The organism is Veillonella sp. VA139 (genome assembly GCF_003992005.1).
Classification (GTDB): domain Bacteria; phylum Bacillota; class Negativicutes; order Veillonellales; family Veillonellaceae; genus F0422.
Genome location: NZ_RQVL01000002.1, coordinates 18610 through 32792 on the forward strand (window position 1 = coordinate 18610; position 14183 = coordinate 32792).

The window sequence follows — 14183 nt, forward strand, 5'->3', positions numbered from 1 at the left end:
GGGGCTTAGATTGTGAGAATTGGAGTTTGTCCAGGTAGTTTTGATCCTGTTACAAATGGACATATAGATATATTTGAGCGCGCTAGTAAATTAGTGGATAAGCTAATCGTAGTGATTTTAGAGAATCCAAATAAAAAGTACTTGTTTACCTTGGATGAACGAGCAGAGTTAATTCGTCAATCTGTGTCACATATTCCTAATGTTGAAGTGGATTTTGGGGCTGGTTTGTTGAATGATTATGTAAAATCGAGAGATAGTCATATTATCATTCGTGGTCTCCGTGCGCTGAGCGACTTTGAATATGAATTTCAACGAGCTTTATTTTCAAAATATTTAGATGATGAGATTGAAACTGTTTTTATTATGACCAACAATAAATATGCTTTCGTAAGCTCTACGGGGATCCGAGAATTAGCTAAATTTGGTGGTAAATTAGAAGGTTTAGTACCGGATGTTGTGAAACAAGCATTAGAAGATAAATTTAATACAGTACAAGAAAAATAGGAGGACGCCATGAGAACAGAAAAATTATTAGAAGAATTGGAAAACTTGATTGTTACTAGTAACAATATGATTATGACAAATAAAAAGTTAATTGAAGAAGAAGAAATTATGCGCATAGTAGATGCCTTAACAGAATCTTTACCTCTTGAATTAGAAGAATCTCGTCGCATTGTGGCAGAACGTGATCGTATCGTAGCGGAAGGTCAAAAACAAGCCGACGCGTTGATTGAACAAGCGAAGGAATATATTCAAAAATTAACGGAAGAAAGTGAATTGGTCAAACAAGCACAAGAACATGCTAATCATATCATTGCAGAAGCTAATAAATCTTCTGAAGAACTTAAAAATAGCTCTATTCAATATGCTAGTGATGTGTTCAAATACGTAGAGTCTAATTTAGAACGTACGTTAGAGGCGTTGCAAGAAAATCGTCAGACATTATATAAATAATTCATTTGGGACTGTAGCAAGATATATTTTGTTGCAGTCTCTTTTATATGTAACAATGATGGTATGTTCTTATATGTTTCTATTGTTTGGAAATAATTCTATGGGTGTTCATTATTCTTGAACACTATGTGCTTATGTAAGTGACAAATACATCTTGTAATTTTTTGAAGAAATTAAAAGGAGTTTTTGTAATTTCGTCGAATACTAACAATATCAGTTTCATGTAATACTAAGAGGAGGTATACTATGAATTTTGAAATTCGTAATGGCCACGATTATATTGATGAAGTAAAAAATTTATTTGTAGAGTATGTACGATCCTTAGGTGTGTCCGCTAATTTAAGAGAGTTTCATGGACTAGAAGACAAATATAAAGGTGAAGGTGAAGCCTTGTATATTGCTTTCATTGATAACAAACCAGCGGGTTGTGTCGCATTACGCTATGTTGATAGTAAAACAGCAGCTATGAAACGGTTGTACGTTCGTCCTGCTTTTCGGCATAGCTCTTTAGGTACGAATATGGCTAAAATGGTAGTAGAAGATGCTCGTGAATTTGGGTATAAAACATTGCTCTTAGATAGTTTACCTAGCATGGAAAATGCAAAAGAGTTATATACTAATTTAGGGTTTAAAAAGTTGGACGGCACAAAGAAACCAGTGAAAACTGTCGTTCATTTATCATTGCCGTTATAAGAAAATAGATGTATACTCTATATGTAAGGACCTTCTACATATAGCAGAGTAAATAAGCTGTAACATGAGATAGGCGGATATATATCTCTGTTACGGCTTCTTTGTGTAATGTGTTTATAAGGCACTTCTTTCATCTATATGATACTAGAATAGTTTCTAGTGAGTAGGAGTAAAGGAAAGGTGAATCGTTTGGAAGATATGAATCTAATAGAGGAACCCTATCGCATGCTATGCAACCCTCCATATGATTTGAAGGGAAAACATATTGTAGTAGGAGTAACAGCAGGAATTGCAGCCTATAAAGCGGTGGATTTAGTAAGCCGTTTATATAAAGCAGGCGCGGAAGTAAAAGTGGTAATGACGAGAAATGCCACTAAATTTGTAAGCCCCCTTGTGTTTGGTGAAATTAGTAAACACAAAGTGGCTGTGGAAATGTTTGAAAATGTACAGGATTGGAATGTAGAGCATATTGCCTATGCAACATGGGCAGATGCCTATGTAGTGGCACCAGCTACCGCTAATATAATAGCCAAAATGGTCCACGGTATTGCAGATGATATGTTATCTACCCAATTATTGGCCACAACGGCCCCTGTATTTGTCTGTCCCGCTATGAATAGTAACATGTATGCCCATCCAACTGTGCAAGAAAATTTAACTATCTTGCGTGGTAGAGGCGTCCATGTGCTAGAGCCTGATAGTGGACTTTTGGCATGTGGGGTAGAAGGAAAAGGTCGTTTACCAGAACCGCAAAAAATTATGGACTGGGTGGACTTTCATTTAGGGAAAACAGAACTATTGGAAGGTAAAACTGTGATTGTCAGTGCTGGTGGTACGCAAGAAGCTATTGATCCGGTTCGGTACATTACGAATCGTTCCAGTGGAAAGATGGGATATGCAGTAGCTCTAAAAGCGGCACAAGCAGGGGCTAAGACAATCTTGGTATCAGCTCCTACAGATCTTGCGAAACCAATTGGTGTAGAACGGATTATGGTTCGTTCGGCTACAGAGATGAAAGAGGCTATAGATAGTCACTATGACTCTGCAGATGCTGTGATTATGGCCGCGGCTGTGGCGGACTATCGTGTAGCTGAAGTAGCGGACAATAAAATAAAAAAACAAGAAACTATGACATTAGAGTTGGTAAAAAATCCAGATATATTAGCAAGCTTAGGAGAATGTAAACAGCATCAAAAATTAATTGGTTTTGCGGCGGAAACGCAAGATGTCATTGTCTATGGAAAAGAAAAAGTGCGCAAAAAGAATTTGGATATGTTAGTAGCTAATGATGTAAGTAAATCAAATGCTGGATTTGATGTAGATACAAATGAAGTGACATTTATCTATCCTGGAGATCAAATTGTAAATTTACCCAATATGTCAAAACTTGATGTAGCAGAACGTATCATTCAAGCCTTGGCAGACCTATAAATCTATGCTATAATATTTGGTAGTGATTTTAAACTAAGTATTATATGTATGATACAAGTCTCATCAAGAGTAGTGGAGGGAAAGGCCCGGTGAAGCTACAGCAACCATTCCTTAGGGGAGAAGGTGCTAAATCCAACGATCTTTGATCGGAAGATGGGGATATGATTCCTCATCTTGGGATGAGGAATTTTTTTATTGGAGGTTTATTCATGGCAGAAAAACATGTATTTTTCACTTCTGAATCTGTAACAGAAGGTCATCCAGACAAAATTGCTGACCAAATTTCAGATGCTGTATTGGATGCTATTTTAGAAAAAGATCCAACAGCACACGTTGCCTGTGAAACATTAGTAACTACAGGCCAAGTTCATGTAGTAGGCGAAATTACTACAAAAACGTATGTAGACATTCCTCATATTGTTCGTGATACAATTCGTGAAATCGGATATACACGTGCAAAATTTGGCTTTGATGCAGATACTTGCGGTGTTAATGTAGCCATTGACGAACAATCTGCTGACATTGCAATGGGTGTCGATGAAGCATTAGAATCTCGTGAAGGCGGTAGTGATGCATTCGATAAAATCGGTGCTGGTGACCAAGGTATGATGTTTGGCTTCGCATCTAATGAAACGGAAGAATTAATGCCTATGCCTATTAGCTTGGCACATCGCTTATCTCGTCAATTGACAAAAGTTCGTAAAGATGGTATATTGCCTTACCTTCGTCCAGATGGTAAAACACAAGTAACTGTTGAATATGTTGATGGAAAACCTAAACGCATTGAAACAATCGTTATTTCTACACAACATGGTCCAGAAGTGACATTGGAACAAATCCAAGCAGATATTAAAAAATATGTAATCGATCCAGTTCTTCCAGAAGGATTTATTGATGAAAATACTAAATATTTCATCAACCCAACTGGTCGTTTCGTAATCGGTGGTCCACAAGGTGACGCTGGTTTGACTGGTCGTAAAATTATCGTAGATACCTATGGCGGTATGGCTCGTCATGGTGGTGGAGCTTTCTCCGGTAAAGATCCTACAAAAGTTGACCGTTCTGCAGCCTATGCAGCTCGTTATGTAGCTAAAAATATTGTGGCAGCTGGTCTTGCTGATAAATGTGAAGTACAAGTAGCATACGCAATTGGTGTAGCAAAACCTGTATCTATCATGGTGGAAACATTTGGTACTGCAAAAATCGAAGAAGAAAAAATCTCTGCATTAGTAAGCAAGCATTTTGATCTTCGTCCAGCAGGCATCATTGAAATGTTAGACTTGTTGAAACCACATTACAAAAAAACTGCTGCTTATGGTCATTTTGGTCGTACTGACGTAGACCTTCCATGGGAACGCACAGATAAAGCAGAAGCACTTCGTAAAGAAGCTGGCTTATAATAGGTGAAAGATTTGTCATTCGCTTTTGAGTGATACATATATAGAGGATAGAGACGCATGTCTTTGTCCTCTATTTTTGTTATCCCTGTTGTCATGTACATAAACGATAAGCGTTTAGATTGTCATGTGTGCATACTTGTTATAAGAGAATGGGATTAGCATACCAATTCATTTGCTACTATATCATCGTATTTATTTCTCTTAAAAGAAATGCCATGACGTGAAAATGTGCAGGACTAGGGTATGAAATAGTATGAATCATAGGTATAAACGTGGTATAATGGAGAGTGTTTAGTCAGGAGGTTATGATGCGTTCAGGTGAAATTATTATCAATCGTCCTGCGAAACAATTGAATAAACCTTTAACCTATGAAATACCTGACTCATTCGGGGACGTACCTATTGGAACTCGTGTGGCAGTTCCTTTAGGAGCTTCTAAAGAAGAGGGCATCCTTGTAGGTTATTGTGACATAGAAAATCCACCATTTGTGATTAAACCCATATTAGCAGTCTTAGATCCCATACCTTGGTTTTCATCGGAAATGTTAAGTACTGCTCGTAAGTTAAGCGAGTATTACTTGTGTACCTTTGCAGAGGCATTAAGTTTATTTACTGTCGATAAAAGTAAATTAAAATCTTATGACCGACCTAAAATTGAATGGCTTGTGCCTAAGGATTCCTTTCATGTAGAACTATTTGCGGTGAGGAAACAAAAGCAGCGCTTATTAGCAGAATACTTATTAGAGCATGGAGCAACTTCAGTGAGTACCTTGCGATTGGCAGGATTTAGTTTGCCTGTCATCAAGCAAGTAAAAGAATGTTCTGCTGTTGAAGTAGAATGGCGTTATGAAATGACGAAAACACGGTATGAAGAGGTTGTGGATAGTATAGACATTCCTTTGACAGAAGCTCAGCAGTCTGTATATGATCCTATTCAGGAGTGCATTGCTAAGCAGACGAGTAAAGCCTTTTTACTCCATGGTGTGACGGGTAGTGGAAAAACGCAGGTGTATCTAAAAGCTGCGCAAGAAACGATTCGTCAAGATAAGATTGCTATTATTTTAGTGCCAGAAATTGCTTTAACAACGCAAATTGTACGACGATTTGTAGAAAAGTTTGGCCAAGAAGTTGTGGTCTTCCACAGTCAATTAACTAAAGCAGAACGATACAATAACTGGGAACGATTGCGTAGAAAAGATAGTCATATTATTATAGGGGCTCGATCAGCTATCTTTGCACCTACGGAAGATATTGGCCTTATTGTAGTCGATGAGGAACATGACCCATCCTATAAACAACAAGATATGACTCGCTATGATGCGCGTATGGTGGCAAGATGGCGCAGTGAAAGCCATCAATGTCCGATCATTTTTGGGTCCGCCACACCATCTGTACAGGCTTATTATTTAGCGGAACAAGGCACTTATCAGCTACTGTCTTTGACTCATAGAATCTTTCATCAACCGATGCCTAAGGTAACGGTTGTGGATATGAAAGAAGAAATGTTCTATGGAAATTACTCTGTATTTTCTATGGCGTTAGATACTTTAATTCAAGAAACGTTACAAAAACGGGAGCAAATGATTCTCTTGCTGAATCGTAGAGGTCATAGTACATTTGTGATGTGTCGAGATTGTGGTAAACCTATCCAGTGTCCTCACTGTGATATATCGATGGTGTATCATCAAGCGGGACAGGACTTACGTTGCCATTACTGTGATCATCACGAAAAAGTACCTCAAATTTGTCCTCATTGTGGTAGCCGTAAGATTAAATTCTTTGGTACAGGTACACAAAAGGTAGAAGAAGAATTAGCAAAGCGATTTCCTCAAGCTAGAATTGCTCGTCTAGATCAAGATACGACATCTAAAAAAGGAGAATCACAGCGCATTTTGGAAGCCTTTAGTGCTGGTCAATATGATATTTTATTGGGCACGCAAATGGTGGCAAAAGGACATGATTTTTCAAATGTTACCGCAGTAGGAATTATTACGGCCGATTCTGTCTTGCATATTCCTGTGTATACGGCTTCTGAAAGAACGTTTAATTTGCTAACACAAGCGGCTGGTCGTGCTGGTCGTGGTGATAAAACTGGAACAGTAGTAGTACAAACCTATAGTCCTGAACATTATGCCATTCAGCACAGCACACACCATGATTATGTTAGTTTTTATGAGGAAGAAATAGAGGCTCGAAAAGCTTTGTTGTATCCGCCAATTGGTGAAATGATACAAATTACCTTATTAGATGAAAAGCTTTCAGTGGTACGAACAAGAGCGACAGAATTAGCAAACACTTTGCGTCAGGCTTGTGAAGGTCAGCGCATTGATATACTAGGGCCCTATGAAAATGGTGCCACAAAGATACGAGATATGTATCGACTTTGTATTATGATTCGTGGGATTGATTTATCAAAATTGAAATCATACATGTATCATTCAGATATATTTACATTGCCCCATATCTATATAGATGTGGATCCAGTATAGGAGGGAATATGGCAGTTTTAGAAGTCATGAAAACAGGTCATCCTGTGTTGAAACAAATAGCAGAACCAGTAGAGTTCGTAAATAAAAAGATTCGTCAATTATTAGATGATATGGCAGAAACGATGTATAAAACAGATGGTGTAGGTTTGGCGGCACCGCAAGTCAATGTATCCAAACGAATCATTGTACTAGATGATGGGAATGGCTTAATCGAAGTTATCAATCCAGAAATCGTGAAAAAAGAAGGCTCTCAAATAGGCTTAGAAGGCTGTTTAAGCGTACCAGAACTATTTGGTGATGTAGAGCGATATGACAAAATTGAAGTACATGGTATCAATCGAAATAATAAAAAGATAAAAATTAAAGCAGAAGGATTTTTAGCTCGTATTTTTCAACATGAAATCGACCATTTAAATGGAATTTTATTTGTGGAAAAGTTAGTGAACCCCAATGAGATTTTTATCCATAAAAAGGAACAATAATAATGAATCCATTACGTATAGTTTTTATGGGAACTCCCGATATAGCGGTTCCTACCTTACAGGCTTTAATTGACAGTTCCCACACTGTGGTAGGTGTATTTTGTCAACCAGATAAACCGAAAGGACGAGGCAATAAATTGCAAATGCCACCGACGAAGGAATTGGCGTTACAGTATGATATTCCTGTGTATCAACCGAAATCCTTGCGCAACGAAGAATCACAAGAATTGTTGCAAACTTTGGCTCCTGATATTGTGGTAGTCATTGCGTATGGCAAGATTTTACCTCCTTGGCTTATTCATCAGCCTCCTTTGGGGTGTATTAATCTACATGCCTCTTTATTACCGAAATTTAGGGGGGCAGCACCTATACAATATGCGATTCTTCATGAAGAATCAGAAACTGGCATGACGATTATGCATATGGATGAAGGTCTAGATACAGGTGATATCTTGCTAATGGAACGCATTCCTGTTACAGAAGAGGATACATCTGGTACTATTTTTACTGCTTTAGCACAATTAGGGGCACAAATGATTGTACCAACTGTAGATGCTTTACAAGCAGGTACATTAACAAGAGTCTCTCAAAATCATGAAGAAGCCATTGAAACAGGAAAAATTACGAAAGAAATGGGATATCTCAAATTTACAGAACCAGCACATACATTAGCTGCAAAAATAAGGGCTTTCAATCCAAGTCCTGGATGTTATACATTCTTAGAGGGTAAACGGATTAAGTTCTGGCATGCAAAAGTAGACCCTACCTCCAAGTATGCGCCTGAACGTTTACAAGGAGCTTGTGGCTATCCTAAAGAGGGAACAATAGTGCATGTAGATAAAGAGTCTTTCAGTATTTTCACTGGTCATGGCGTCTTGCGTGTTACTGAAGTGCAACCTGAAAATAAGAAGCGAATGAATGCAGGTGATTTTGCTCGTGGTCATCAGTTAGCAGAGGGAGCTTGCTTTGGTGATGAATAAATCCTATCGTCTATATTTAACAGTGACGGCTGTGGCGTTGCTACTGATTTCCGTGGTATGGAGTTGGGTGGTTTGGATGATGTATCCAAGTTTATCGCAATGGGGACCTGTTGCAGGACCTATCGGAGAGGGTGTGTTGCTAGTACCTATACTGATTGGGTGGACCATGTGGATATATATGGCATTAGTTACCATGTATCCTATACAACATCCGATTTTATTGCGATTATCTAATCGAGGTTTATATCTCTTATTTCCTTTGGTAACGGTCCTAGGTAAATGCTTTGGATATACCAAGGATGAAGTGAGTCAATCCTTAATTGCATTAATCAATCATCTTGTGAGCACCCAAGTATATCGCGTGGAACCCAAACGATTATTACTACTCACACCGCACTGCATACAATTATCTAGCTGTGTACATAAAGTGACTACAGATGTACATAATTGTAAGCACTGTGGGGGATGCCAAGTAGGAACTTTGCTAGATATTGCCGATACCTATGGATGCCACTTTGTGGTAGTGACAGGTGGTACATTAGCACGTTTAAAAATTAAGGAAATTCGTCCGCAAGCGATTGTGGCTATCGCCTGTGAAAGAGACCTAGTTAGTGGTATGGCAGATGTGTTTCCCATTCCCGTGATTGGTGTCTTAAATGAACGACCTTGTGGACCTTGTTGTAATACGCGAGTCAATACAGAAGACATCAGACTTGTCATAGAAAGGTTACTGTATGGAAACGAAACAAAAGAAAGAACATAAAAATATTAGACGCCTAGCTATGAAAGCCTTGGTAGATATACATCGAGATAAGAAATATGCCAATATTGTATTGCCTCAGTATATGATGCAAGAAAAACTAGAAGATTTAGATCGTAGATTCTTCACAGAATTAGTGTACGGTGTGGTACGACGTCAAAACTATTTAGATGCGGTTATCGTTCACTTTACGAAGAAACCAGTGAAAAAATTATCTCCTTTTGTACTAGAGATTCTTAGACTCGGAGTGTATCAATTACTCTATATGGATAAGGTGCCATCCAGTGCTGCGGTGAATGAAAGTGTAAAGCTTGCAAAAAAAGTGGCTCCTGGTACGGATCGTTTTGTCAATGCTGTACTTCGCAATGTAGATAGACAACGTGAAGATATCGGAGTCGATGCCTTAGCCACTTCGGAAGCGGAACGGATTTCCTATATTTATAATCAACCTTTGTGGTTAGTCTATTTGTGGATAGAGCAACGAGGTATAGAAGAAACGATAGATCTCTGTGAATGGTTCAATGAAACTCCATTATTGACAGCGCGAGTGAATACATTACGAATTAGCCGTCAAGATGTATTAGAAGAGCTTTCAGAGGCAAACTGGGTGGTAGAGCCTAGTCATATGATTCCAGATGCGATTATCATTAAATCTCACAAAGGACAATTGCAGGAAGCAAAATGGGTACAAGAGGGATTGATGACATTCATGGATGAAGCCTCTATGGCGGTAGCTTATGCAGTACAACCTCAACAACATATGCGGGTTTTAGATATCTGTGCAGCACCAGGTGGGAAAACATTACATATGGCAACCCTTATGGGCAATACAGGAACCATAGTAGCTACGGATATTCATGAACATAAGGTAGAACTGTTGCAGGCAAATGCAAAACGCATGGGTATGTCCAATGTACAGGCTCAACAAGGCGATGCTACAGTAAATGAAGAACAATGGAAAGATTCTTTTGATGCGGTACTAGTAGATGCACCATGTTCAGGACTAGGAATCTTACAGAAGAAATTAGATATGCGTTGGCGAAAAGAGGAATCTCAATTACAAGAATTGCCAAAATTGCAGCAACAAATATTGCAAAATGCTAGTTCCTATGTAAAAGTAGGGGGACATTTGGTATATTCTACGTGTACTATAAATACGTTGGAAAATGAAGGAGTTGTGGAAAGATTTCTACAAGAAAACCCTAATTTTGTCTTAGAAGATGTGACTCCTTTGTTACCATTTACAGCAGAAGGCCCTATGGTTACTTTATTACCGCACGTATATGATATGGATGGATTTTTTATAGCCCGTTTACGTAAGGAGAGAGCATGATAGAATTACTTGGCCTTTCATTGCCAGCATTAAGTAAAGTTGTGACAGATGGAGGTTTTCCAAAGTTTAGAGCGAAACAGATTATGGATTATATCTATCAACGTCACGTATTCTCTATGGAAGATATGTTACAGCTTCCACAGACAATGCGTGAATGGCTCGGCACACACTGTACGATTACATTGCCTACAGTGGTGCGAGAATCTACTAGTTCTGATGGTAATACAAAAAAATTATTGCTCAGATATTCTGATGGGCATCAAGTAGAAACGGTGCTGATGAAGCAGCACTATGGTAACTCTGTGTGTTTATCTTCCCAAGTGGGTTGTGCTATGGGATGCATTTTTTGTGCATCCACCACAGAAGGTTTATTCCGGAATCTAACGGTAGCTGAAATTGTAGGACAGCTATTACTGTTTGAAAGTATTATTAAAGAAGATGTGCACTCCATCGTTGTTATGGGATCTGGAGAGCCATTACAAAATTTTGACCATACGATGGAAGCATTGCAATTTATTCATGAAAAAGAAAGTTTTAATATAGGTTATCGTCGTATGACGGTATCTACTTGTGGATTAGTACCGAATATTTACCGCTTTGCAGAGTTGGAATTACCCATAACATTGGCATTATCGCTGCACGCTACTACAGATGAAAGTAGAAAGAAAATTATGCCCATAGGAGCTACCTATGCCTTACAGGATGTGCTAAATGCTGTGGCAGAATATTATCGACGGACGGAACGACGTGTAACCTTTGAATATATTTTAATTAAAGATGTGAATGCCTCTGATAAAGAAGCTCACGAACTAGGTAAGATTGCAAAACAATTTCCTCATTGTAATGTTAACTTAATTCCTGTGAATGGAAATGAACATATTAATTTATATAAACCGTCTATGAAAGCTATGCAAGAGTTTAAGTCTATTGTAGAATCCTACGGTGTATCTGTGACAATTCGTAAAGAAATGGGCGATGAAATTCAAGCAGCTTGTGGACAGTTGAAAATACAACATCAACAATCTTTGAAAGAAGGGATGTTATGATTAGTTTAGGAATCAGTAAAACTGGATTAGTTCGCCAACGTAATGAAGATTGTTTTTATGCCCAAGGGCCACTGCTAATAGTAGCAGATGGTATGGGTGGATACACCGGTGGAGAATATGCTAGTACCATGGTAGTTGATACCATTGTAGAAGTAGTTAATGAGGCTACTGAAATGTCTACAGAAGTATTAAAGAACGCCATTCTAAAAGCAAATCGCATTGTCTATGAAAAGAGCCAATCCTACAAGGAGCTGGAAGGTATGGGTACAACAGTGGTTGTAGCCTATGTACAAGAAGATACTCTGTATTGGGCTCATGTAGGTGATAGTCGTTTGTACAGGTATGGAGAAGATGGTTTGCACCGTATGACAAAAGATCATTCTATGGTACAGCAATTAGTAGAAGCAGGAACGATTACTGAAGAAGAAGTCATTCATCATCCGAAACGAAATATGTTGACTCGAGCCATCGGAGTGTATGAAACTGTAGAAGTAGATACAGGCGTAGTTGAAGTGCATCAGAATGACCGTATCCTATTATGTAGTGACGGTTTGTCTGGTTATATTGAAGAATCTAAGATTGAACAAGTGCTTTCAAAAGAAAACAATGAAAGTAGAGCTTTGGAAGATTTAGTGCACCTTGTGTATGATGCGGGAGCACGAGATAATGTAACAATCGTACTTGGACGTATATAAAGAGGTGACTTATGGATAGACATACATTAGTGGGATTGGTCTTTGACCATCGCTATGAGGTACAACAGAAGATAGGCGTTGGTGGTATGGCCGATGTATATCGTGGAAAAGATACACTATTGGGACGACCTGTGGCTATTAAAATTCTACATCAAAATTTTGGTGGTGATCAAGATTTTGTGGCCCGTTTTAAGCGGGAAGCACAAGCGGCAGGGAAACTAAATCATCCCAATGTAGTGAGCATGTACGATGTTGGATTTGATCAGGGCTTTCATTATATCATTATGGAATATGTGTCTGGATGTACGTTGAAAGAATATATTCAGCATCATGGCGCTCAGGTGACTGTGCAAGAAGCTGTAAAAATTACAGTAGCCATTGCAGAGGGACTTGAGCATGCTCACATGATGGGCATCGTCCACTGTGACGTAAAGCCACACAATATATTGATTACTGATTCTGGACGTGTGAAGGTAACAGATTTTGGTATTGCCAGAGCTATTAACTCAGCTACGACGATGATGTATACCAATTCTGTGATGGGGTCAGCCCACTATATTTCTCCAGAACAAGCTAGTGGTAAGAGCATCAATGTGAGTACCGATATTTATTCATTAGGTGTTGTTCTCTATGAATTACTAACAGGAGAAGTTCCATTTAGAGGGGAAACGCCTGTTAGTGTAGCTTTGCAACATGTGAAAGATCCTGTAGTAGCACCACGTATTAAGAATGCTATGATTCCACCGCAATTAGAGCAAGTGGTATTGATAGCTTTAGAAAAAGAGCCGGGCAAACGATTTGGATCTATTTCTGAAATGATTCAGGCATTACGTATGTCATTAGGCTATCGTGGTGGTACATCAGCACGACCAATGCAACATGACTTTGCCACACAAGTGCTGCCTCCATTGGAGACCGAGGTATTGGAAGAAGAGGAAGAACCACAAGAAGGCATATTGGCAAAATTAGGTAGCTTGCCACAAAAATATGTCATTGGTGGTGCCGTATTTGCGTTCTTACTTGCCTTTTTATGGGCCTTCTTGAGCTTTGGCAACTTCTGGAGTAATTCTACTGTAGACGTACCAAATGTGGTAGGTAAACAGTTAAGTGTAGCTACAAGATTGTTAGAGGAACGACATCTACGGGTATCTAGCTCAGAAGTAACAAATTCAGATGTGCCAGCAGGACAGGTCATTTCACAAAGCCCTGAAGCAGGGGAGTCTGTCAAAGAACAGCGAATGGTTCATCTTGTTGTCAGCAAAGGTGCGGGAGATATTACGATACCAGACTTGCAAGGTATGAGCTTTGACCAAGCTAGGGAGAAACTGAAAGCCTTAGGATTGTCAATTGGTAAGATTTCCTATACGAGTGATACTAGTAAAGATGATGGCGTGGTGATCAGCCAAGGCTTACAAGCTGGAGGTAAAGCTTCTAAAGGGGCTACTGTAGATATTACGATTAATCAGACTAAGTCAACTATGGTAGAGATTCCGAATGTAGTGGGTATGACCATTAAAGAAGCGAAAGAAGCCTTAGGAAATTTAGGCTTAAGTATTAGTAAAATTTCTGGTTCTAATGAAGACTCTGCTATTGTTACCGCTGTCAGCCCTGCTCCAGGGTCTTCGGTAAAACGAGATGAAAGTATTACATTGGTAGGCCAACCAAAAGATGGTAAAAAAGATGGCGCTAATGCGAAACAAGGTACTACGAAAGGCGTTGTGGATGTAACAGTGCCGAATGGACGTGCGTCGCAACATGTGAAATTAGTAGTCATTGATGATGACGGTGGACGTGTTGTTTATGATGGCACTAATGCACCAGGAGATCGCATTGTAAAAAGTGTGTCTGGATCCGGCAATGTACGAGTTCAGATTTACTTAAATAATGCATTAGTACAAGAGCAATCCTTATAGGAGAAAC

General features: G+C 38.9%; 13 protein-coding genes and 1 riboswitch. All 13 genes read left to right on the forward strand.

Translation table 11 applies throughout. The features are described from left to right. Positions 1-12 precede the first annotated feature (12 nt). The 13 genes from coaD to pknB all read left to right on the forward strand — a co-directional run bounded on the left by coaD (position 13) and on the right by pknB (position 14176). Positions 13-504, forward strand: a complete 492-nt coding sequence (gene coaD, locus EO125_RS01365) for a pantetheine-phosphate adenylyltransferase (protein ID WP_127147310.1) — start codon at positions 13-15, stop codon at positions 502-504. A 9-nt stretch (positions 505-513) separates the two neighbouring features. After that, on the forward strand, positions 514-954 hold the full coding sequence (locus EO125_RS01370; RefSeq protein WP_126938712.1) for an ATPase: 441 nt from the start codon (positions 514-516) through the stop codon (positions 952-954). A 246-nt stretch (positions 955-1200) separates the two neighbouring features. After that, complete coding sequence (locus EO125_RS01375; protein WP_127147311.1) at positions 1201-1647, forward strand: GNAT family N-acetyltransferase; 447 nt, start codon at positions 1201-1203, stop codon at positions 1645-1647. Between the two features lie 249 nt (positions 1648-1896). Beyond that, positions 1897-3078: a bifunctional phosphopantothenoylcysteine decarboxylase/phosphopantothenate--cysteine ligase CoaBC gene (gene coaBC, locus EO125_RS01380; protein ID WP_127147427.1), complete on the forward strand. Its 1182-nt coding sequence runs from the start codon at positions 1897-1899 to the stop codon at positions 3076-3078. Between the two features lie 57 nt (positions 3079-3135). Next, positions 3136-3238, forward strand: a riboswitch (SAM riboswitch). A gap of 49 nt (positions 3239-3287) precedes the next feature. Beyond that, positions 3288-4478, forward strand: coding sequence for a methionine adenosyltransferase (gene metK, locus EO125_RS01385; protein WP_127147312.1), 1191 nt, complete (start codon positions 3288-3290; stop codon positions 4476-4478). A 308-nt stretch (positions 4479-4786) separates the two neighbouring features. Then, complete coding sequence (gene priA, locus EO125_RS01390; RefSeq protein ID WP_127147428.1) at positions 4787-6967, forward strand: primosomal protein N'; 2181 nt, start codon at positions 4787-4789, stop codon at positions 6965-6967. Between the two features lie 8 nt (positions 6968-6975). Continuing rightward, positions 6976-7449, forward strand: coding sequence for a peptide deformylase (gene def, locus EO125_RS01395; RefSeq protein WP_127147313.1), 474 nt, complete (start codon positions 6976-6978; stop codon positions 7447-7449). Positions 7450-7451: 2 nt separating this feature from the next. Beyond that, a complete protein-coding gene (gene fmt / locus EO125_RS01400; RefSeq protein WP_127147314.1) occupies positions 7452-8429 on the forward strand; it encodes a methionyl-tRNA formyltransferase in 978 nt (325 codons plus the stop codon). Continuing rightward, positions 8422-9192 carry a DUF116 domain-containing protein gene (locus EO125_RS01405; protein ID WP_127147429.1) on the forward strand — a complete coding sequence of 257 codons (771 nt, stop codon included), beginning with the start codon at positions 8422-8424 and terminating at the stop codon, positions 9190-9192. The genes fmt and EO125_RS01405 overlap by 8 nt, the downstream gene beginning before the upstream one ends. After that, positions 9164-10522, forward strand: coding sequence for a 16S rRNA (cytosine(967)-C(5))-methyltransferase RsmB (rsmB, locus tag EO125_RS01410; protein ID WP_127147315.1), 1359 nt, complete (start codon positions 9164-9166; stop codon positions 10520-10522). Before EO125_RS01405 ends, rsmB begins: the two co-directional genes overlap by 29 nt. Further along, complete coding sequence (gene rlmN, locus EO125_RS01415) at positions 10519-11568, forward strand: 23S rRNA (adenine(2503)-C(2))-methyltransferase RlmN (RefSeq protein WP_127147316.1); 1050 nt, start codon at positions 10519-10521, stop codon at positions 11566-11568. The genes rsmB and rlmN overlap by 4 nt, the downstream gene beginning before the upstream one ends. Next, positions 11565-12263 (forward strand): Stp1/IreP family PP2C-type Ser/Thr phosphatase, encoded by a 699-nt coding sequence (locus EO125_RS01420; protein ID WP_127147317.1) that lies wholly within the window; start codon positions 11565-11567, stop codon positions 12261-12263. Before rlmN ends, EO125_RS01420 begins: the two co-directional genes overlap by 4 nt. An 11-nt stretch (positions 12264-12274) precedes the next feature. Further along, entirely contained in the window at positions 12275-14176 is a 1902-nt protein-coding gene (gene pknB, locus EO125_RS01425; protein WP_127147318.1) for a Stk1 family PASTA domain-containing Ser/Thr kinase, read from the forward strand. The last annotated feature ends 7 nt before the right edge of the window (positions 14177-14183 follow it).